This window comes from Cupriavidus sp. DF5525 (assembly GCF_040149425.2).
Classification (GTDB): domain Bacteria; phylum Pseudomonadota; class Gammaproteobacteria; order Burkholderiales; family Burkholderiaceae; genus Cupriavidus; species Cupriavidus pickettii_A.
Genome location: NZ_CP168266.1, coordinates 932262 through 952701 on the forward strand (window position 1 = coordinate 932262; position 20440 = coordinate 952701).

23 protein-coding genes are annotated in these 20440 nt (G+C 68.3%); 10 read left to right on the forward strand and 13 right to left on the reverse strand.

Translation table 11 applies throughout. The features are described from left to right. Positions 1–90: 90 nt before the first annotated feature. From ABNX08_RS25505 to ABNX08_RS25515, 3 genes are all read right to left on the reverse strand, one after another. The gene (locus tag ABNX08_RS25505) at positions 91–855 is read right to left on the reverse strand and encodes an SDR family oxidoreductase (protein WP_022538476.1); all 765 of its coding nucleotides are present in this window, start codon (positions 853–855) and stop codon (positions 91–93) included. 242 nt (positions 856–1097) lie between these two features. Further along, on the reverse strand, positions 1098–1955 hold the full coding sequence (locus ABNX08_RS25510; RefSeq protein ID WP_349605971.1) for an arylamine N-acetyltransferase: 858 nt from the start codon (positions 1953–1955) through the stop codon (positions 1098–1100). Between the two features lie 27 nt (positions 1956–1982). Then, entirely contained in the window at positions 1983–2741 is a 759-nt protein-coding gene (locus ABNX08_RS25515) for a Crp/Fnr family transcriptional regulator (protein ID WP_022538478.1), read from the reverse strand. 231 nt (positions 2742–2972) lie between these two features. Here ABNX08_RS25515 and ABNX08_RS25520 point away from each other — a divergent pair, with 231 nt between their 5' ends. Further along, positions 2973–3470, forward strand: coding sequence for a DUF962 domain-containing protein (locus tag ABNX08_RS25520; RefSeq protein ID WP_022538479.1), 498 nt, complete (start codon positions 2973–2975; stop codon positions 3468–3470). Positions 3471–3512: 42 nt separating this feature from the next. Here the strand turns inward: ABNX08_RS25520 and ABNX08_RS25525 are convergent, their stop codons facing one another. From ABNX08_RS25525 to ABNX08_RS25535, 3 genes are read right to left on the reverse strand one after another with little or no spacing between them, the layout of a single operon-like run. Continuing rightward, positions 3513–4853: a sensor histidine kinase gene (locus ABNX08_RS25525; RefSeq protein ID WP_022538480.1), complete on the reverse strand. Its 1341-nt coding sequence runs from the start codon at positions 4851–4853 to the stop codon at positions 3513–3515. Then, a complete protein-coding gene (locus ABNX08_RS25530; protein ID WP_022538481.1) occupies positions 4854–5528 on the reverse strand; it encodes a response regulator transcription factor in 675 nt (224 codons plus the stop codon). It lies immediately after the preceding gene. 16 nt (positions 5529–5544) lie between these two features. Beyond that, positions 5545–5907, reverse strand: coding sequence for a PepSY domain-containing protein (locus ABNX08_RS25535; protein ID WP_022538482.1), 363 nt, complete (start codon positions 5905–5907; stop codon positions 5545–5547). A 108-nt stretch (positions 5908–6015) separates the two neighbouring features. On the opposite strand from ABNX08_RS25535, the gene ABNX08_RS25540 reads away from it, so the two are divergent. The 3 genes from ABNX08_RS25540 to ABNX08_RS25550 all read left to right on the forward strand — a co-directional run bounded on the left by ABNX08_RS25540 (position 6016) and on the right by ABNX08_RS25550 (position 8113). Next, on the forward strand, positions 6016–6255 hold the full coding sequence (locus ABNX08_RS25540; protein ID WP_022538483.1) for a hypothetical protein: 240 nt from the start codon (positions 6016–6018) through the stop codon (positions 6253–6255). Between the two features lie 290 nt (positions 6256–6545). Then, on the forward strand, positions 6546–7004 hold the full coding sequence (locus ABNX08_RS25545) for an HU family DNA-binding protein (RefSeq protein ID WP_041682054.1): 459 nt from the start codon (positions 6546–6548) through the stop codon (positions 7002–7004). A 128-nt stretch (positions 7005–7132) separates the two neighbouring features. Further along, a complete protein-coding gene (locus ABNX08_RS25550) occupies positions 7133–8113 on the forward strand; it encodes an alpha/beta hydrolase (protein WP_349605970.1) in 981 nt (326 codons plus the stop codon). Between the two features lie 197 nt (positions 8114–8310). Here ABNX08_RS25550 and ABNX08_RS25555 read toward each other — a convergent pair whose 3' ends face one another. Then, positions 8311–8679, reverse strand: coding sequence for a 5-carboxymethyl-2-hydroxymuconate Delta-isomerase (locus ABNX08_RS25555; RefSeq protein ID WP_022538486.1), 369 nt, complete (start codon positions 8677–8679; stop codon positions 8311–8313). 130 nt (positions 8680–8809) lie between these two features. On the opposite strand from ABNX08_RS25555, the gene ABNX08_RS25560 reads away from it, so the two are divergent. Beyond that, positions 8810–9343 (forward strand): MgtC/SapB family protein, encoded by a 534-nt coding sequence (locus tag ABNX08_RS25560; RefSeq protein ID WP_022538487.1) that lies wholly within the window; start codon positions 8810–8812, stop codon positions 9341–9343. A gap of 227 nt (positions 9344–9570) precedes the next feature. On the opposite strand, the gene ABNX08_RS25565 is transcribed toward ABNX08_RS25560, so the two are convergent. Both ABNX08_RS25565 and ABNX08_RS25570 read right to left on the reverse strand, forming a co-directional pair. Next, a complete protein-coding gene (locus tag ABNX08_RS25565) occupies positions 9571–10173 on the reverse strand; it encodes an HAD domain-containing protein (RefSeq protein ID WP_022538488.1) in 603 nt (200 codons plus the stop codon). Between the two features lie 192 nt (positions 10174–10365). Next, positions 10366–11982 carry a methyl-accepting chemotaxis protein gene (locus tag ABNX08_RS25570; protein WP_022538489.1) on the reverse strand — a complete coding sequence of 539 codons (1617 nt, stop codon included), beginning with the start codon at positions 11980–11982 and terminating at the stop codon, positions 10366–10368. 238 nt (positions 11983–12220) lie between these two features. Between ABNX08_RS25570 and ABNX08_RS25575 the strand changes: the two genes are divergently transcribed. Then, the gene (locus tag ABNX08_RS25575) at positions 12221–14059 is read left to right on the forward strand and encodes a phosphodiesterase (RefSeq protein ID WP_022538490.1); all 1839 of its coding nucleotides are present in this window, start codon (positions 12221–12223) and stop codon (positions 14057–14059) included. Between the two features lie 197 nt (positions 14060–14256). Here the strand turns inward: ABNX08_RS25575 and ABNX08_RS25580 are convergent, their stop codons facing one another. Together ABNX08_RS25580 and ABNX08_RS25585 are read right to left on the reverse strand one after the other, a co-directional pair. Next, positions 14257–14514 (reverse strand): winged helix-turn-helix domain-containing protein, encoded by a 258-nt coding sequence (locus ABNX08_RS25580; protein WP_349605968.1) that lies wholly within the window; start codon positions 14512–14514, stop codon positions 14257–14259. Further along, positions 14484–14822, reverse strand: a complete 339-nt coding sequence (locus ABNX08_RS25585; RefSeq protein ID WP_349605967.1) for a response regulator — start codon at positions 14820–14822, stop codon at positions 14484–14486. Before ABNX08_RS25585 ends, ABNX08_RS25580 begins: the two co-directional genes overlap by 31 nt. A 486-nt stretch (positions 14823–15308) precedes the next feature. On the opposite strand from ABNX08_RS25585, the gene cls reads away from it, so the two are divergent. The 4 genes from cls (at position 15309) to ABNX08_RS25605 (ending at position 18470) form a co-directional block, all read left to right on the forward strand. After that, a complete protein-coding gene (gene cls / locus ABNX08_RS25590) occupies positions 15309–16745 on the forward strand; it encodes a cardiolipin synthase (RefSeq protein ID WP_022538491.1) in 1437 nt (478 codons plus the stop codon). 124 nt (positions 16746–16869) lie between these two features. Further along, a complete protein-coding gene (locus ABNX08_RS25595; protein WP_022538492.1) occupies positions 16870–17514 on the forward strand; it encodes a TetR/AcrR family transcriptional regulator in 645 nt (214 codons plus the stop codon). A 536-nt stretch (positions 17515–18050) separates the two neighbouring features. Further along, complete coding sequence (locus tag ABNX08_RS25600) at positions 18051–18251, forward strand: hypothetical protein (protein ID WP_349605966.1); 201 nt, start codon at positions 18051–18053, stop codon at positions 18249–18251. Between the two features lie 45 nt (positions 18252–18296). Further along, positions 18297–18470 carry a hypothetical protein gene (locus ABNX08_RS25605; protein ID WP_349605965.1) on the forward strand — a complete coding sequence of 58 codons (174 nt, stop codon included), beginning with the start codon at positions 18297–18299 and terminating at the stop codon, positions 18468–18470. A 57-nt stretch (positions 18471–18527) separates the two neighbouring features. Here ABNX08_RS25605 and ABNX08_RS25610 read toward each other — a convergent pair whose 3' ends face one another. Together ABNX08_RS25610 and ABNX08_RS25615 are read right to left on the reverse strand one after the other, a co-directional pair. Continuing rightward, entirely contained in the window at positions 18528–18953 is a 426-nt protein-coding gene (locus tag ABNX08_RS25610; RefSeq protein ID WP_041681768.1) for a hypothetical protein, read from the reverse strand. Positions 18954–19204: 251 nt separating this feature from the next. Beyond that, the gene (locus tag ABNX08_RS25615; protein ID WP_022538496.1) at positions 19205–20332 is read right to left on the reverse strand and encodes a site-specific integrase; all 1128 of its coding nucleotides are present in this window, start codon (positions 20330–20332) and stop codon (positions 19205–19207) included. Between the last annotated feature and the right edge of the window lie 108 nt (positions 20333–20440).

The window sequence follows — 20440 nt, forward strand, 5'->3', positions numbered from 1 at the left end:
CTCCCGGAACTGCACTGCAGGTTGAGGGAAATGCAGGAAAGCGGCGGGCGCCGGTCTCGCCGGCGTCCGCGCAACGCTTGCGTCAAAAGCTCAGATGGTCACGCCGCCGTCGACGACCAGGGCCTGCCCGGTCATGAAGGTGCTGGCTGCGGAGGCCAGGTAGACGGCTGCGCCGGCGATTTCGACCGGCTCGCCGATACGGCGCAGCGGGGCGCCCTGGGTGGATTGCTTGTAGCGCTCCGGGTCTTCCCACAGCGCCCGCGCGAAGTCGGTCTTGATCAGCCCCGGCGCGATGCAGTTCACGCGCACGTTGTGCGGGCCGAACTCGACCGCCAGGTTGCGCGCCAGCTGGAAGTCGGCGGCCTTGGAGATGTTGTACACGCCGATGGTGGGCGAGCCGCGCAGGCCGCCGATCGACGACACGATGATGATGGAGCCGTCCTTGCGGTCGATCATCTGCGGCGCCACCATCTGGATCAGCCAGTGGTTGGAAATGACGTTGTTGTCCAGCACCTTGCGGAACTGGTCGTCCGTCACGCCGCTCATGGGCCCGTAGTACGGGTTGGACGCGGCATTGCAGACCAGCACGTCGATCTTGCCGAACACGCGGTTGGTCTCGTCGACCAGGTGCTGCAGGTCATCCTTGGACGAGATATTGGCGGGGACCGCGATCGCGGTGCCGTCGCCGTGGCGGGCGTTGATGGCGTCCACCACTTCCTGGCAGGCCTCGGCCTTACGCGAAGAAATGACGACTTTGGCGCCCTGTACGGCCATCTGCTCGGCGATGGCGCGGCCGATGCCGCGCGAGGAGCCGGTGACGATGGCAACCTTGCCCGTCAGATCGAACAATGACATGGAGTCTCCTGTATGGCTGCGCCGGCATCAGGGGCCGGCTTTGTGCAGGCGGCATGTGCCGCGCTGTTGTCCTGGCGATGCGCCACGCGGGCGGCATCGACGGGACATTATGGTGGCGCCTGTGCACCCAGTCCACAGCCCCAGGGGGCGCGCGCGAGCCATATCAGTATTCTTTCTGAGGGCAATGCGCGCCGTGCATGGCAGCATGCCGCACAGCGGAACGCCGGTGCGGATCAGGCGCTTCAGGGGGACGTGGAGCCAGCCAGCAGCGGCGGCAGGGCGGCCATCAGCGCGCGGCGCAGCACATCGTCCAGTTGCAGGCCGAAGCGCGCCGACAGCACCTGCAGCACGGCCTCGGGCGTTTCCAGCCGCTGGCGCCGCACCGTGCCGTCCGGATCGCGCTCGGCCAGGTCGCCATCGGCCAGCGTCACGCGCGTACCGCCGTCGGTGCGCGCGGCCATCAGCCGGTGCAGGAATATGCTGTCCGGATGCGTCGACATGTACCAGTTGCGCGGCACGAAATCGATCCACGGCTGCGGCGTCAGGTCGAAGCGGTAGACCTTGATCCAGCCGGCATCGCCACGCGCCTCGAGGTCATAGCTGTGGAAGGCGGTGCCAGCCGCTTCGGACGGAGACGAGACCAGCCGGTAGGGAAAGCTGTCATCGGTGGGCGCCGACAACGGCATCGCCCGGAACGGCGTGGGGCCGCCAAAGCCGACATCGGCCAGATAGCTTTGATGCGCCACTTCCACGCGCAGCAGCATATGCGAGGTGACGGTCGGCACGTCTTCCGGCATGCCCCAGCGCACGCGCGCGGCCAGCGGCGTCACGGGGTAGCCGAGCGCCGCCAGCGCGGCCGCCAGCAGCGTGTTGAGTTCGAAGCAATAGCCGCCGCGCCGCTGCGTGACGAGCTTGTCGAAGACCGCGTCCAGCTCGATGCGCACCGGCCGGCGCAGCAGCGGGTCGACATTCTCGAACGGGATGCTGGCCAGGTGCGCGGCCAGCACGGTATCCAGCGCTTCCAGCGTGGGCGAGGGCGGGGCGGCGATGCCCAGCCGCGCGAGAAAGGCGTCCAGTTGCGGCGCGTCGAGCGAGATCATGGCGTGTGAGGCTCCGATGCGAATGGGTCAGTTGAGCGCTTCCAGCGCGGGCAGGTCGAGCAGTTCGATGCCGCCGTATTCGAGCCGCAGCAGGCCACGTGCTTCCAGTTCGCGCAGCGCGTGGTTGACGGTCTGGCGCGACAGCCCGAGCATCTGCGCGAGCTGCTCTTGCGGGATGCGCACGCGCTGCGCTGCATGCGCCTGCACCGGCAGGTTGCCGTAGCCGCGTGCGATCGCGGCCAGGCGCCGGGCAATGCGTGCCGGCGGCGGCAGCAGCTGCGCCTCTTCGACATAGTCGAAGGCCTGGCGCGTCTTGGCCGCCAGCAACTGGCCAAACGCCTGCCACCACGCCGGCTGCTGCGCGAGCCGCCGTTCCAGGGGCGCGCGCGGCACGTGCCACAGCGTGGTGGCGCTGACCGCACGAGCATCGTGCGTACGGGGCAGGCCGTCGAACAGGCAGATCTCGCCAAACCAGGTGCCGGGCTCCAGCAGCCCGAGCAGCGCCGCCTTGCCGGATTCGCCGCTGGCGTGGATCTGCACGGTGCCGCTGGCGACACAGTACAGGCCGTCGAAGCGGTCGCCGCGGGCAAACAGCGTTTCGCCCGGCACCAGGCGGCGCAGGGTGCCGTCATCGAGCAGTGCCTGTTGCAGCGCTGGTGGCAGCTGGCTGAACCAGGTGCCGGTGCGCACCGCCGCGAGCGGGTCGTCATGTTGCGATGCGGTGCCGGGCAGCGCGGCGTTGGCGGAATGCGCGTGGGGGCGTTGCGGAGGGGGCGCCAGTCCCATGCCGGTCTCCTGTCTGGTTATCCCGCTTGCGCGGGGGCTTGCGCCGGCGTGTCTGCCAGCACACGCAACGGCATGCTGTAGCGCAGCGGACTGTCAAAAACCTGACAGACCTGGCCGGCACGCGCCCACTACTATAAATCCACATCGCGCACGCCGTGCAGCAGCGGACGGCAGCGACCGGCGCCAACGCCGCGCCGGACGCGCACGCCCGCGCACAAAGGAGACGCCCCCGTGAAAACCCTGATCGAACACCTGGCCAACTATGCCGCTTACCACCGCGACCCGCGCAACGTCTTCACGCATTTCATCGGCATCCCGATGATCGTGCTGGCGGTGACGACGCTGCTGGCACGCCCGGCGATGGCGCTGGGCGACGGTTCGGCCTACATGACGCCGGCGATGCTGGTGTACATCTTGTCTTGCCTGTTCTACCTGCGCCTGTCGCTGGGCTTCGGGGTGGCGATGGCGGCGATCCTGGCGGCGTTTCTCTATGGCGGTGCGCGGATTGCCGCAATGACGACCGTCTGGTGGCTGGTAATCGGCATCGGGTTGTTCGTGGTGGGCTGGATCATCCAGTTCGTCGGCCACTACTACGAGGGGCGCAAGCCGGCCTTTGTCGATGACCTGGTCGGGCTGCTGATCGGCCCGCTGTTCCTGGTGGCCGAAACCGCCTTTGCACTGGGCCTGGCGCACGATACGCGCGAGGCCATGGCGGCCCGCACGCAATGAGCCGCGCCAAGGTAGTCTCTACGGCAATCTCTAAGGCAATCTCTAAGGCAGTCCCGCCGGCAGCCGCAGGCGCGCCGCCAGCCCGCCCAGCGGGCTCGAGGCCAGCGCCAGGCTGCCTTCATACAGCGCGGCGATCTCGGTAACGATCGCCAGGCCCAGCCCGCTGCCGGCAGCCGTTTCATCCAGCCGGCCAAAGCGTGCGGAGGCCAGTTCGCGCGCCTGTTGCGGCATGCCGGGGCCATCGTCTTCCACCAGGATTTCCAGCGCCCCATCCGCTTCGCGCAGCGTGACTTGCACGCGCGTGCGGGCCCACTGGCAGGCGTTGTCGAGCAGGTTGCCAAGCATCTCGACCAGGTCCTGCCGATCCCCGGCAAAGTGTCCTTCGCCCGCCACCGTCAGCGCCAGCGCGCGCTCGCCGTGCAGCCGCGACAGCGCGCGCGTCAGTTCCCGCACGGCCGGGCCGGCGTCGATGCGCACGCCTCGTGCCGCGGCAGCGCCAGCGGCACGGGCGCGCGCCAGGTGGCGGTCGACCTGCCGGCGCATCGCTTCGACCTGCGCCGCAACGGCTTGCGCAGCCGCGCCCGGCAGCGCCGCGGCCTCGTTGGCCAGCACCGCCAGCGGCGTCTTGACCGCATGCGCCAGATCCGCCGCCTGTCCCCGCGAGCGCTCCAGCGCCTGCGCATTGCGTGTGAGCAGGGCATTGATCTCGGTCACCAGCGGTTCCACTTCCGTGGGCCAGGCGCCGCCCAGGCGCGCCTCGCGCCGGGCCTGCATCGCGCCCAGTGCGCGGCGCAGCCCTGCCAGCGGGGCGAGCCCGAACTTCACCTGCGCGGCCACGGCGAGCATCAGCCCCAGCCCCAGCGCCGTCAGCGACCACACCAGCGTGCGGTCGAAGCTGCGGCGCGCGGCGCGCAGTTCGGTCCGGTCCAGCGCCACGGAGACATCCACCGGCGTGTCGGACGATGCCAGCACCAGCCGCCGCGACACCACCAGCAGCGACTGGTGGCTGGGACCGGGACGCACGTCGGCCTGGGTGCCGGCCACGTGCCGTTCCACTATCACCGGCATCTCCGTATCCCACAGCGAGCGCGAACGCAGCAGCGCGCCGGGCGCGCGCGCCTGCCAGTAGGCGCCGGAATAAGGCAGCTCGTAGCGGGGATCGGCAGGGGTGCGCGTGAGCACCAGCTTGCCGTCGGCGCTCCAGTCCAGCGCCGCGGCCAGGCTTGCCAGCTGGTGGTCGAGCTGGCGTACATAGGTCTGGTTGACGTGGCGCTCGAACAGCGTCGACAGCAGCCAGCCGCTGACGCCCAGCGCCCCGGCGAGCCAGATCGCGGCCACCACCAGCAGGCGCAGCGCGAGGGAGCGGCGCAGGCGGGCGGGCATCTAGGGCTGCGTGCCGGCAGGCGGGCGCAGCCGGTAGCCCTGTCCGCGCACGGTTTCGATCACGTCCACGCTAAGCTTGCGGCGCAGCCGGCCGACAAAGACCTCGATGGTATTGCTGTCGCGGTCGAAGTCCTGCGCGTAGATATGTTCCGTCAGCGTGGTCTTGCTGACGATGGCGCCGGGGTGGTGCATCAGGTAGTCCAGCACGCGGAATTCATGCGAGGTGAGCACCACCGGCACGCCGTCCACGGTGACGCTGCCCGCGCGCGGATTCATCCGCACGGGGCCACATTGCAGCTCCGGTGTGGGCATGCCGTGCGCACGCCGGATCAGCGCGCGGACGCGCGCCAGCAGCTCTTCCATGCGGAACGGCTTGGCGAGATAGTCGTCGGCGCCGGCGTCGATGCCTTCGACCTTCTCGGTCCAGCTGTCGCGCGCGGTCAGGATCAGCACCGGCACGTTGACCTGCGCGGCGCGCCAGCGGCGCAGCACCGAGAGCCCGTCCAGCCGCGGCAGGCCGAGATCGAGGATGACGGCGTCGTAAGGTTCCTGCTCGCCCAGGTGGCAGGCGTCCACGCCGTCGGCGGCCGTGTCGACCGCATAGCCGGCGTCGGCCAGGCTGGCGCGGACCTGCGCGCAGAGGGTGGGTTCGTCTTCGACCAGCAAGATGCGCATCAGCGTCTCCCTGCGCTCACCGCTTCTTGCGCGCCTCTTCCAGCCCACGGCCCTTGGCCTTGAGCAGGGCGGCGGTGCGCGCGTCGTATTCGAGCTTGGCCACCGAGCCGCCCGGCAGCAGCAGTTTGACCTCGTACTGCCAGATGCCGTCGTCGCGGTCCAGCTCGACGCCGATCACGTCGCCCGCGTACTGGCTCGACACGGTCTCCAGGATGCGCGACAGCGGCAGGATTTCGCCCGACTGTACCGCCGCGCGGGCGCGGTCGGCATCCTTGTCGGCATGCGCGGCCGGCACGCTCGCCAGCACCAGCAGAGCGAGCGCGCCGGCCATCAGCACGCGGGCAGGGCGGCGCAGCAGCGCCGCAGAGTATCGCTTCATGGCTCGAAGTTTGCATCAAAAAGCCTGAACGCGGGCTGAACGGAAGCCTCAGGCCGCGTTCAGCTGCCGGTGCCCACAATGCCGCCATCCCAGCCAAGGAGCCCGGCCATGCCGCACCCGCAGACCCTCGCCCGCCATCTTCCATCGCCGCCGACGCGACGGCTGCGCACTTTGGCGTTGGCCGTCGCCGCGCCGTTTTCGCTGCTGACCGTGGCGAGCATCTTCGGCATGCAGGTCGAACTGCCGGCGCTGTGGTACGCATGGCAGCATGCCGATGCGAGCCTGCCGATGATCGCGCTCGGCGCCCTGGTTGCGGGTCCGCTGCTCGCGTTTTGCGTGGGCGAGTGAATGAAAAACGCCGCGCTACGGCATCGCATCGCACTGCGCGCGGGGCGTTTTCGCGGCCGCCGCAAACACGAAAGCGGGGGGACGTAGGCCTTCTTCGCGTTTCCACTGAGGCAAAGCCGCGACAAAACACGGGGTTTTCACGGGGTTTTGCGTTTCGCATGCACGAAAACCCCTTGACTTACGGCTGTTTCCGCTATGATTCAGTGGGCGCCGACAGGGCGATTCAGCAGCGCTGCCAAGCAATGCAAAACGATCCGCCGGCATCCATTGTTCAACTCATGTATATCGATATGGCGACCAAAGCGAAACCGACCGCGAAGACTGCAACCAAGCCCGCTGCCAAGAAGGCCGCGGCAACCAAGGCACCCGTAAAGGCTGCCGCCAAGAAGGCCGCGCCGGCCAAGAAGGCTGCTCCCGCTGCTGCGCCCGTTGCGCGCCCGCTGAAGGACACCTTCAACAAGTCGAGCCTGGTCGCTCACCTGGTAGCCCAGACCCAGCTGGAAGCCAAGGCCGTGAAGACGGTGCTGGCCCACCTGGAAAACACCATCGTCAGCGCGCTGAACAAGAAGGGCGCCGGCGAATTCACGCTGCCCGGCCTGCTGAAGGTCACGGCCCAGCAAGTGCCGGCCAAGAAGAAGCGCTTCGGCAAGGACCCGTTCACGGGCGAAGAGCGTTGGTTCCCGGCCAAGCCTGCCAGCGTCAAGGTCAAGGTCCGTCCGCTGAAGAAGCTGAAGGACGCCGCAGCCTGATCTGCGCCACGTTGTCCTGATGAAGAAGGAGCCGCTTGCCGGCTCCTTTTTTTCTGTGCGCTGGCACCGTTGGTGCCGCGCGCACATGCTGTCGCCGCCGGCGCAGACCGGCGCATGGGGGAGAGAACATGCCCAGTTTGCAATGCCGCCTGTGGCGGATGGCCTTGCGCCTGGTGCGCCGCAAGCAGCGGTTTGCCAGCGCGCAGGCGCTCCATGATGAAATCCACCGGCGCCGCGAGGCCGGCCGGGCCTTTCCTTCAAAGCGCCTGTGCGCCCGGCATGCGGTCAGCCTGGAGCGGGTGGGGGGGATGGCGGTCTATACCGTGCAGCCCAGGGCCGCGGCGGCCTCGGGGAAAGCGCGCCACATCCTGTACCTGCACGGCGGCGGCTACGTGTTCGACATCGTCAGCCAGCACTGGGATTTCATCGGCAAGCTGGTCGACGCGCTCGGCTGCGCCGTGACGGTGCCCATCTATCCATTGGCGCCGGAGCACACCCATCGCGATGTTTTCGGCGCCATGCTGCCGCTGTGGCAGGCCATGCAGCAGCGCTATCCGGATGCCGACCTGACGGTGATGGGAGACTCCGCCGGAGGCGGCATGGCACTGGCGTTGGCGCAGGTGCTGCGTGACTGCGCCCAGCCGCTGCCGCGCCGCCTGGTGCTGCTGTCGCCGTTCCTGGACGCTACCGGAGAGAACCCGGGTATCGATGCATTGGAACCGTTCGACCCGATGCTGTCGCGCCCCGGGGGCATCGAATGCGGGCGGGTCTATGCCGGCGCCGACCCGGTGACGCTGCCGCAGGTCAGCCCGATGCGCGGCGTGCTGCGCGGGCTGCCGCCGACCACCCTGTTCATCGGCACGCACGACATCCTGCTGCCGGACTGCAGGCGCTTCCGCGAGCTGGCGCAGGAGCAGGGCCTGCCGCTGCAGTATTTCGAATATGAGGGGATGTTCCACGTCTGGATGCTGCTGCCGATGCCGGAGGCAGACGCGGCATTCGCCCAGATCGTGCAAGCGGTGCGGCGAGATGACTCGCCCGGCACGGCCGCTGCCGCCCATGCGGTGCATACCGCCGATGCGGCGAAGGAAGTGATGGATGCGGGATGACGAGGCGCGCCGGGCTTTGCCAACTGGCGCGGATTTAATCCACGTCAAACGGGGGCCCCGGACTCCCCCATAGAATCGGTCAGGTCATGGGTGCGGGGGCGCTCCCCATGACGCAGCTCCCGGCGTCTTCCCCGGAAGCTTCCGCCCGCGGCCGCAATGGTCGCGGGCTTTTTATTTGGCAGCCATTTGCCAGCGGCTCAGGCCACCACCTGCTTGGCGAAGGTCGCGCGTTCCATCTCGCAGACCTCCACCGAGACCTGCACGTTCCGCCCGCCGTCGGCGCCGGTGCGCACCGCTTCGGCAATCACGTCGCACACCGACTGCGCCAGCGCCTGACGCACGGCAGTGTCGCGGCCGTCAAGGATCGACAAGCGCGCATGGACGAATGCCCGCTCCACGGCATCCACGCCCTGCCGGTACGTCTGCAGGGTGATGCAGCGCGACTTGATGTCCGCCTCCTGGAACTGCCCCGAGGCCAGCAGCGCCGCATTGGCTTCATCGAGCAGCTCGTCCGGCGAGCAGTTCAGGCGGGTGTTTTCGGTGAGTTCGATGACGAGGTGCGGCATGGTGGCGTTCTAAGCAATAGTCGACTGTGGGCGGCGCAAGTGCCGGCGCAAGCCAGCATGATACGGGATCGTTGCGCTGGAGTAAGCTCACATGGTCGTCACACGATCCCGCATGCGTCGGCCAGACACCATGGAAATGTTCAGCCTTGATCTCGTGCTGCGCCTGCTTGCCGGGCTCCTGACCGGTGCCCTGATCGGGCTGGACCGCAACCTGCGCGGCAAGGCGGCCGGCATGCGCACGCTCGGTCTGGTGTCGCTCGGCGCGGCCACCGCCGTGTGCCTGGTGACGCTGGGCGGGCATCCGCCGGATGCGCTGTCGCGCGTGCTGCAGGGGGTGCTGACCGGTATTGGCTTCCTGGGGGTGGGCGTGATCGCCAAGCATGGCACGCACGCGCGTCCGCAGGGGCTGACCACCGCCGCCGCGATCTGGCTGGCCGCAGTGCTGGGCGCGGCGGCCGGGGCAGGGTATTACGTGGTCACGGGAACTGCGCTGCTGCTGGGCATGGCGCTGCTGTGGCTCGGCGGACGTTTCGAAGTGGCCCTGCACCGGGTGCTGGAGGGGCACAACGGCACAGATCTGCGCCACAAGCATGAGGACCGTGCGCAGCGGGACGAGGCCGATCCCGGCAAGACCCGCGACCGCAGCGGCGATGAAGAGCCGTGAGATGCCTGCCGCCGTTCAGGCTTTTGGGGAACCCAGTGCGGCCTCGATGCGCGCGCCAGCGATCTTGCCCGACGGCGCAGCCGGCAGGTGCTCCGTCGAGCATGCCGGCGCGCGGCTGATGCTGTATCTCGACGACGCCTTTGGCTGGGGCCGGCGCCAATGCAAACGGGGCGCCATGGCGGCGCCCCGTTCGTCCTGCGGCGGTATCAACGTGGCAACAACGCGCTTTAGGCGTGCGCCAGCCTTTGTTCCAGCTCGTTGCCGGCGCGCGCCGCGCTGTTGAAGCGCTCAGGATTTTCGCGAGCCAGTTGCTGCAGTTGCGCGAGCTTCGCCTTCAGGTCCGGGTCCAGGCGCGGTGCGGGCGCAACGGTGGAAGGGCAGGCAATGCCCAGGATATCGAGGGCCTGCTGGAAGTTCTCGACGGTCAGGCCGACGGCCGGGTCCACGCTCACCAGGTGTGCGCGCTGCGGCTCAGGGATCGATTCCGGCGCCGCGCACGACATGATCACGTAGTGGATCGGGGCGTTGCCCTGGGCAAAATATGCGGCGATTTCAGCGCCGTGGCCACCTGCGGCCGGCGGCGTCATGCCTTCGACCTGCAGATCCAGCTGCTGCAGGATCGCAGCCGGCGTGCCGCGGCGCCAGGCGTCGGACACCACCACGCGCGCACCGGCCACGCCGAACAGCCGGCGGACGAAGCCCAGTGCCACGGGATCGAAAAACCTGACGTCGCGCACCGTGCCCGAATCCGGGATGCCGCCGAGGCGGGCGCGGGAGCGGTCGGAGTACAGGACGCCGGGGATGTCCAGCATGATGATTCGTTCAGCCATGATTTCCTGTGCGGGTGCCAGATCAGTTGGTGTGAGGCAAGATTACCCGCCAGGACGGGGCTGACACGTAACCGGCGCCCGTCTAGTTGAAACATATCTGTAACTTTGTCGAGCAAGACGTAAATGCCGGTTACCCCGGCATGTCAGATGTTTCATGCAGACACATCTACCCGACACATTCCCCACAAAAGGCTAGAAACGGAAGCGCGCCACATCGTCGGCAAGTGCCGCCGCCTGGTGATCCAGCCGCGCTGCCTGGTCCGCCAGTTCGCCGACCAGCGCCGCATTCTGCTGCGCCGTCTGCCGCAGCTGCGACACCGACTGGCCCGCCGCCTGCACGCTGCCGGCCTGCTCGTCGGCGAGGGTGCGCAGCGCTTCGGCCAGTGTGTGGCTGTGCTCGACGGTGGCGGCAATGCGGTCCATCGCCGCCACCACGTTGCCGCTCAGGCGCGCGCCTTGCTCGATCTCGTCGGTGGCGGTGCCGATGATGGCGCCGATCTCGCGCGCCGCATCGGCACTGCGCTGCGCCAGCGCACGCACTTCCTGCGCGACCACCGCAAAGCCCCGGCCCGCGGGGCCGGCGCGGGCCGCTTCCACGGCGGCATTGAGCGCGAGGATATTGGTCTGGAAGGCGATGCCCTGGATCACGCCGACGACCTCGGCGATATGGCGCGAGTGGCCATGCAGCGCGTCCATGGCGCCGCGCATCTGCTGCACCACGTCGGCGCCGGCGTCGGTGGCCGCGCGTGCCTGGCTGGCCATCTGGCTCGATTCGGTGGCCTGCGCATGGGCCTCGGCCACGCGCGCGGCCAGGGTCTGCATGCTGTCCGTGGTGGCGTCGAGCGCGCGGGCCTGCTGGTTGGTGCGCGCCGACAGCGCCTGGTTGTCTTCGGCAATCTGCTGGCTGGCGGCGGTGATCTCGTGCGCGGAGGCCTGGATGCGCGCCAGCACGCCGGCGAGCTGGTCACGCATGCCGGCCACGTGGTGCAGCATGCTGCTGCGGTCCGAAGCGCGCAGTGCGATGGTGGCAGTCAGGTCCCCGGCGGCGATGCGGCGCGCGATCTCGGCCGCGTCGCGCGGCTCCCCGCCGAGTTCGGCGCGCAGGCTGCGCGCCGCGACCCACGCCAGCGCTGCGGCGGCCAGCAGGCTGGCACCGAGCAGCGCCACCATCCACGCCTGCGCGCGCAGTTGGCTGGCCGCCACGCTGGCCACGGTGGCGGCGGCCTTTTTCTCCTGCAGCTGGCGCACGTCTTCCACCTGTCGGCTGAGCGACTGCAATTGCTCAGTGACAAAGTGCCTGTCGACCGAGACCGCGCTGTCGAACTGCAGCGGATCGAGTGGCTGCTTGCGCAGCAGCGTGACATAGCCCTGGATCAGTTCGGCGGTACGCTGCCGTTCGCGCGCCAGCACCTGTGCCTGCGCGGCGCCCGCCTGGTGCACGCTGGCGAGCGCGGCATCGAGTTGCGCCAGCGCGCCGGCAATGTCGTCGGCGGCCGCATCGCGCTCGGTGCTGCTGGTGGCCATGGTCAGCGCCAGCTGCGCGCGGCCCAGGCCGGCCAGGGCCGACTGCGCGCGCTCGGCCGAGACGGCGCCGTGCATGTCCTGCTGGTACAGGGTATCGGTGCGTGCCTTGATCGACACCAGGTTGGCGATGCCGGTCAATCCGACGGCGGCGCCGAACAGGTAGACCAGGGCAAAGGCGGCACACAGGCGCACCACCAGCGGCAGGCGGCCCAGCCGCGCGGCCAGCCGCGCGGGCGCGGCGGCGGGGCCCCGGCCGGGCAGGCTTGTCTTGAGGACTTGCAACACGGAGATGACTCCAGACGGGCGTGCGGATTCCAGAGAGCGCGCGGCCCGGGGGTTGACCCGAAATGCCGTACGCCCCGTCCTCTGTGCGGGACGGTGGCGGAGCGGCGCACGGATGGTCACGCGGTAATGTGACGCCAGCGTGACACGTCCTAAAGATGGACTGTCATCGTGCTGTCATATAAATGTCATGCAATGTGGCCCGCCCACCTCTTACTCCACTTCCCCCGGATTCCTCGTCATGACCGGCAACGCTGCCGCCACGCCCTCGCACGACCGCACGCCCGGCGCCACTGCCGAGCCGGCGTCGGCGCTCGCGCGGATTCCACCGCTGCACGCGGTGTTCCAGCCGATCGTGCAGGTCGACAATGCAGAGATCCTGGGTTACGAGGCCCTGATCCGCGGGCCGGTGGGCTCGCCCTGGGCCGCGCCCGATGCGCTGTTCCGGCTTGCGCAGGGCGTCGCCGCCACCATCGCCCTGGAGGTGCACGCGGCCCGCACCGCGCTGTCCGCCTGGCGCAGCCTGGACCTGCCGGGCAAGGTCTTCCTGAATTTCAGCCCGATGACATTGCGGCACCTGCTGGCCGACCGCGGACGACTGATGGCGGCGCTGCTGGGGGCTGGCGTCGCGCCGTCGCGCCTGGTGATCGAGGTCACCGAGCAGACGCCGATCGGCGATGCCGTCAGTTTTGGCCAGGCGATGTCGGTGCTGCGCGAACTCGGCATGCAATACGCGCTGGATGATTTCGGCTCGGGGCATGCCAACCTCGACCTGCTGGCGTACCTGTCGCCGCAGTTCGTCAAGATCGACAAGTCGCTGGTGCGCGGCATTGCCTCGTGCTCGCGCCGGCTGGAGATCCTGCGCGGCGTGCTGCGCATGATGAGCGCCTTTGGCGGACGCGTGATTGCCGAAGGCATCGAGAACGAGGACGAACTGGCGGTGATCCGCGATCTCGGCGTGACCGGCGCGCAGGGCTACTACGTGGGCCGGCCCGTGGTGCATCCAGCCGCGCAGGCGGCGGCGCAGGTGCGCCAGGCGCTGGCGTCGCGGCATATCGCGGTGTTTCCGCAGATGGTGCGCTCGGGGTGGTCAGGCATGACCGCGGGCAGGCTGCTGCGGCCGGCGCCGACGGTATCGCCGGCCACCAGCAACGATGCGGTGCTGCGCACCTTCCAGGGCCAGCCCGAGTTGCAGGCGGTGGCCGTGGTCAATGACGAGGGCCGGCCGCTGGCGATCATCAGCCGGCAGGCCTTTATCGATCGCTATGCGGCGCCGTTCCACCGCGAGCTGTACGGCAAGAAGGCCTGCATCGCCATGGCAAACCGCGAGCCGGCCTGCTTCGACCGACGCGCCAGCCTGGAAGAGATGGCGCACATCCTGTCGGGCGAAAACACGCGCTCGCTGGCCGACGGCTTCGTCATCACCGACCAGGGCCGCTATATCGGCCTGGGCACCGGCGCGGACCTGATCCGCGCGATTACGGAGGTGCGCATGGAGGCGGCGCGCTATGCCAACCCGCTGACCTTCCTGCCCGGCAATATCCCGCTGAACCAGCATATCGAGCGCCTGATCGCGGCCGCGAGCGAGTTCCGCGCCTGCTATGTCGACCTGAACCACTTCAAGCCTTTCAACGACAAGTACGGCTACTGGAAGGGCGATGAAATGCTCAAGGGCGCGGCCGCGATCCTCGCCGAGGCCTGCGACCCCGCGCGTGATTTCCTCGGCCACGTGGGGGGCGACGATTTCCTGGTGTTGTACCAGAGCGGTGACTGGTGGGCGCGCATCGAGGGCGCGATCCGCCGCTTCAACGACGCGGCGTGCGCGATGTACTCGGCCGCCGATCGCGCCGCCGGCGGCATGCAAGGCGAGGACCGCCGTGGCCAGCCGGTATTCTTCCCGCCGGTGTCGATGGCAGTGGGCGTGGTGTGCGTAAGTGGAGAGGGCGTGGCTGGGCTGCAGAGGCTGGGCAGCCAGCAGATCGGCGCCGCGGCCGCGGCGGCCAAGCGCGAGGCCAAGCGCTCGGCCTCGGGCATAGCCGTGCTCGACTTCCTGTCGCTGGCCGCGACGTTGCCGGCCTAGCGGCCCGTCAACCTGCCCGCCGTGATCTTGCGCCCCACAGCAGGCAGGCGCGGCGCGGCACCTTCTTCCAGTACATCGAGCCGGTAGCCGTGCGCGTAGACCACGGTGATGGTGACGCCGTTCTCGATGCCGAGGCGCAGCGTCTTGCGCAGGCGCGAAATCAGCCCGGCCAGCGCCCGCGACAGCGGCGGCAGTTCCTACCGCCACACGGTCTGCTCGAGGCGGCTGTTGGGCAGCACCCGGCCCACGTTCGAGAACAGCAGCATCGCCAGGTCGAATTCCTTCGGTGTCAGCGAGATGCGTTCGTCGTGCAGCGTGGCAAAGCGGCCTACGCCGTTGAGCTGGTACGCGCCGGCACGCACCACCAGCCCCTGGCGCAGCCGCTCGCCGGTTACGCGGCGGCGCAGTGCCGCGATGCGCGCCATCAGCACGCGCGGACTGAGCGGGCGGCACACGTAGTCATCCGCGCCGGCATCGAGGGCGTCGACCAGGCTGTCTTCACTGCTGTCGGTGGCGGCATCATGATGGGCACGTCACGCGAGAGCGCGCCGCGCACCGCACGCACCACGTCGATGGCCGGGATGTCGGGCAGCTCGTCGTCGATCAGCAGCATGTCGTAGGGCGCCTGGGTCACGCTGTGTATCAGGTCGCGCCCCGCCTCGAAGACGTTGCAGCGAAAGGCGGCGCGTGCCAGCAGCTCGGAGACAGCCTGGAGCTGGGGCGACTTGCCCAGCAGCAACGCAATATTTATCGACGGCGACATACGAGAACAGAGCAGTGGAACGGCCAAGCGCGATCGGACCGGAGACGACTGGTGAAGGAGCGACAGCGACAACCGCAGGCATCGAAGCGAATGCGTGTCGCGGCGGTTAAAACCGGCACGGCCAAGACCTCACGCAAATCGACGACCACAAAGGGTATAAAAGGTGTGATCCGAAGGACAATCGGACATTTCTGAAAGATCTGCGGTTTTTGCTTCTTTTTGCTATTAGGGCGAAGCCGGCGAGGGCGGTGGCGTCGGCGGCAGGGATGCGAACTGCCCGTTGGCGGAAGAAGAAAGTTGTCCACAGTTCCTGTGGACAAGGCAGGGACGGCCAGCCCGACGACGGCCTGGCGCCGTCATCCCATCGGCGTGCCAAAAAAGGAGGCAGCCCCACGCGGCCGGGCCGACGCCGTGCTGACAACAAGCGGACGGCGGTGTGCCAAAATAGCGCGCATCGCGTTCCGGTCCGGGGACTCAAGCCCACTAATGCTGCAGAGCCCGAGTGTCATCGTCTTCGTCATCCTGGCCTTTCACGCCGTCGGCGTAGTGGCCGCGCTGCATGCCGTCATGACGGTGCGCACCGCGCCCGGCGCGATCGCGTGGGCGGGGTCACTGGTGATGATGCCGTACTTCACGCTGGTGCCTTACCTGATCTTCGGGCGCAGCACCTTTGCCGGCTATGTCGACGCGCGCCGCTTCAACGACGACCGCCTGCGCGAGATCCGCCATGGCATGACCCCGCGCGAGCGCGAGGCGCGCAGCGCCTGCGTGGTCCACACCCCGCCGCAGGCCTGCATGCGTGCGCTGCCACGGCTGACCGGCATGCCGTGCCTGGCCAACAACGACGTCAAGCTGCTGGTCAACGGCGTGCAGACTTTCGAGGCCATCTTCGCCGCGATCGCAGGGGCCCGGCAGGTGCTGATCGTGCAGTTCTTCATCGTGCATGACGATGCGCTGGGCCAACGCCTGCAGGCGCTGCTGTGCGAGCGTGCGCAGGCCGGCGTCAAGGTGTATTTCCTGTTCGACCGCATCGGCTGCCACGCGCTGCCGCGCCGTTATGTGCGCACGCTGCTGCAGGCTGGCGTCGATGCGCGGCCGTTCTCCACGCACCGCGGCTTCGTCAACCGCTTCCAGCTCAACTTCCGCAACCACCGCAAGCTGGTGGTCGTCGACGGGCGCGAGGCCTTTGTCGGCGGCCATAACGTGGGCGTGGAATACCTGGGCGAGCGCCCGCCGCTGGCGCCGTGGCGCGACACCCATATCGCGCTGCGCGGAAGCGCCGTGCTGGACCTGCAGATGGCGTTTGCCGAAGACTGGTACTGGGCCGCTCGTGAAGTGCCGCAACTGCTGACGCCGCCACCGGAAACCGGCGGGCGCATGACCTGCCAGGTGGTGCCGTCCGGCCCCGCGGACTCGCAGGAAACCTGCTCCCTGTTCTTTGTCGAGGCGATCCAGTCCGCGCGGCACCGGCTGTGGATCACCTCGCCATACTTCGTGCCGGACGAGGCCGTGTTTGCCGTGCTGCGGCTGGCAGTGCTGCGCGGCGTGGATGTGCGCATCCTGATCCCGGCGCGGCCCGACCACCTGGTGGTCTATGCCGCCTCCACCCTTTACGCGTACCAGGCCGTGGCAGCGGGTATCAAGCTGTACCGCTACCAGCCCGGCTTCCTGCACCAGAAGGTCATCCTGATCGATGACGAGGCGGCTGCGGTCGGCACCGCCAACCTCGACAACCGCTCGTTCCGGCTCAACTTCGAGCTGATGGTGATGACCGCCGACAAGGGCTTCGCCGCGGACGTGGCGGCCATGCTCGAGGCCGATTTCGCGCAGGCCATTCGCATCGGGCTCGACGAATTCCTGGCCGCTCCGGTGCCGCTGCGGGTGGCGATGCACGTCGCCAAGCTGTTCGCCCCAATTCTCTGATCCCGCCCCTGGATTGCCCCCAAATTTCTCGACTGCAACAAACTTGTGACAGTTTGATTGTGTACACTGTTCACTATAAGTCGATATACATAATGAACCGCTATCCGTATCCAAGGGGGTCCGCATGACCCGGGCCGTCTCCGCGCCGCCGGCGCGCGCGACCTACCGCCACGGCGATCTGCGCCGCGCACTGCTCGACGCCGGCATCGACCTGGCCCGCGAAGGCGGCCCTGACGCCGTCGTGCTGCGCGAGGCCACGCGGCGCGCCGGCGTGGTACCCAATGCCGCGTACCGGCACTTCGCCAGCCGCCAGGACCTGCTGCAGGCAGTGCGGGCGTCGGCCTTGTCGTCGCTGGCCATCGCCATGGAGGCCGAGATCGGCGGGCTGCGCCCGGGCCGCGGCGCCGCTGCCCATGCGCGCGCCTGCCTGCGCGCGGTCGGCACCGGCTACCTGCGCTTTGCGCTGACCGAGACGGGGCTGTTTCGCACCGCGTTCTCGGTGCCGGATGAAGTGGAAGACGACGCCGACCCGGCCAAGGCAGGCAATAGCGGGCTGAACCCCTTCCAGCTGCTGGGCGCGGCGCTCGACAAGCTGGTCGAGGCCGGCGTGCTGCCGCCCGAGCGCCGGCCCGGCGCCGAGTACCTGGCCTGGTCGGCGGTCCATGGCCTGGCCATCCTGCTGATCGATGGTCCGCTGCGCAGCCGCGCCAGGGAGCAGGCGGAGATACTGGGCCAGCGGCTGCTCGACATGGTCGAGAAAGGCCTGTAGCCGCAGGACCTGCGCCTTTCCAAAGACATCGTCCAAAGTCAGCGCCAAAAAAATGCCACGATGGCGGGGAACCATCGTGGCAGCTTAAGGAGCCAGGAAGGGGGTCAACCTGGCTCAGTCGGGGCACCCGTGGGTCGGGTGCAAGATGACTGTATTCCGGGCTTTCTCAAGTGAAAATCGGACAAGTCCTAAATGTGGGCGCGAATTGTCGCGACCTGCAAATTCGGCGTCCGGCTCACCCGCGGGACCAGGCTGCACCCGGCCCGTTTTATGCGGAATTGCCCTGAGCCGGATGTGGTCTAACTTTGACAGACGGCCTCATGCAGGCTGTCGCCACGGGCGGGAGGGGATCATGCGATATGGCGTTGGAGTAGTAGTCCTCGTTGCGGCCCTGGCGGGCTGCGTCGCCTATCCGTATGCCGGGGACGACTACGCGGCTTACCCGGCTTATCCGGTCAGTTCCGCTTATTACAGCGGCTACCCGGTCGCGGCAGGCTATCCGTACTACGGACCGTGGCCCGGCTATGGCGGCTTCTATGGCAGCTTTTCCTACATCTATCGCGGCGGTGGCCACGGCGGACGCCACTGGCACGGGCATCATGGTCATGGCCATGGGGGCTGGCATGGTGGCGGCCGCGGCGGCGGAAGAGGTGGCTGGGGTGCTGGCCGCGGCGGAGGTGGCGGCAGGGGCCACTGACCCGCGCGCCGCGACGATGGCCATGCCGGGCGGCGTCTGAGATCCGGTCATGGTCGCCAACGGAGCCTCACTGGAGCCCTATGCCATGAGCAAGCCCGCACCGAAGAAGCACCAGCCCTACCCGACCCCCGCCGAGCAAAAGGAAAAGGACGACGCGCTTGAGCGCGAGTTGGATGAGGGGCTGAAAGAGACCTTCCCGGCCAGCGACCCGGTCGCCGTCGACACGCACATGCCCCACCGGCCCGCGCCGGATAAGTAGAGGCCCATAGCGGCCGGCCGCCGGCCAGTCCCGCCCTCCCGGGCGCGATCTGTCCCGCTATGGCAACTGGCGCAGCTGTCCGATCACGGACATCAGCCGTCCGTGCGCCACGATTACTGCGGATTCATCCTGCAGGGCCTCCTGGTAACGCCTGCGGAACCCCGCATCGGCGCCGTCGCTGAAGAGCTTCTCGGCGGCACGCGCCACCGCACGGCAGGTTTCGTCGTGGTGTTCTTTTGATTCCAGTTCTTCGTCGATCTCGATGATCAGGCGCGACAGCGGGTCGAGCCAGCGGAAGAAGTTGTCTTCAGTCACCAACTGCACGAACAGGCCGGCCGGTATGGGGCCGTTCAGGCGCTCGTACTGGCCCCTGTCGTAGCCGATGACTTCCTTGTGAACCTGCAGCAAGGCCGCCCGCAGGGCTTTCAGCCCGGAGCGGCGCGTTTCCTGAGTGGCGAGGAATTGTTCGTTGGGCATGCCCATCTCCGTTTCCACTTGTATGGGCCCAGGCAGGCGGTCGAAAGCGCATCCGGGGCCCATCCTCGACATATCCTGGGCACGTCCGGGCCGGTCGCCATCGCCTGCCCGAACCTCCGGGCGCGGCCGGACCAGCTCACCTGGCACTGTCCGGCGCGCTGCCAGTATAGGCAGCCCATGCAGCCCGGACCAGCGCCCACGGCTAGCGAAATACCCGTATTTGCGGCGGCGCCGGCGCATGCTTGGGCGGAGGGGCGTCACGCGTCCTCATCCGTTGCTTGCGTTGGCGCGAGCAGGTCTGCCGCACGCGAACGCCGCGCGTCCGCGGCACGAAAATAACGCACCACCGTCGCCACGCTCGCATGGCCGGTCATGGCCATGGTCTCAGCCAGCGGCACCTGCTGGGCCGCGGCTTCCGTGACAAAGCCCGAGCGCAACGAATGCGCGGAGTAGTCGCCTTCCAGTCCCGCCTGCGCGCATCGCGCCTTGACGATGCGGTTGACCGCCGCGTCCGACAACCCCTCTCCCACATGCCCGCCACGGCGGATACGCCGGAACAGTAGCCCGCTGCCGATGCCCGCGGCGGCCAGCCATGCTTCCAGTGCCTGGCCGGCGGCGCCGGTAACGGGCTTGGCGGTATCGGCGCGCGCGCTGCCTGACTGGTTGGTCTTGGACCATCCCAGCGTGTAGACGAATTCACCAGGCCCGAGCCGGGTGAGGTTGTCCATGGTCGCGCGCGTGACTTCCGAACGGCGGCGCCCGCCGCTGGCCCAGGCGAACAGCAGCAGCGCGCGGTCGCGCAGGCCGCGCAGCGAGTCGTCGCAGGTGTCGAGCAGCCGCAGCAGCGGATCGCGCGTGAGCGCGGCCTTGCGCGCCTGCCGCTGTCCGCGGCGCGCATAGGCGCGGCGAATGCCGGCCATCAGTTCGCGTACGGCGGCATCGGCACAGGGGTTGGACAGGTCCTGCAGGCGGTGCGCCTTGGCCACCACTGCGAGCCGGTGGGTCAGCGTGGACAGCGCGGGCGGGCCGGGTCGTGCCTTGTGTCCATGAGCGACCAGCGCCTGGTCGATGGCCGCGGGCATCTCGCAGACAACACCTTGCGGCGTCTGGCGCGTGGCGTGGTCGACGATGAACTGGATAACGACGGCAGGCGCGAGCGGGAGCTGCACGGGCTGGCGGTAGCGCAGGGCATACCAGGCAGACCAGTACCGCAGGGCAGAGCGGTAGCTCGCCACCGTATTTTGCGATTCGCCTTCGCGGCGCAGCGCATTGGCGGCCTGTTCGGCAAGAGGATCAAGTTCGGACGGGCGAAGCGGCGCCGGTAGTTCGACATCGGGAACGATGGGGGGAAAGTAGGCCTCGTGGGCTGGCTTGATCTTGATCATATTAAATATGATGTATGCTGTAATATATCATACGTAGATGACGAATAACAGCCGATAAGTCTCCATTATCGAACCTTATTTGCCCTCCCTTGGACCTTTAGCCGGATT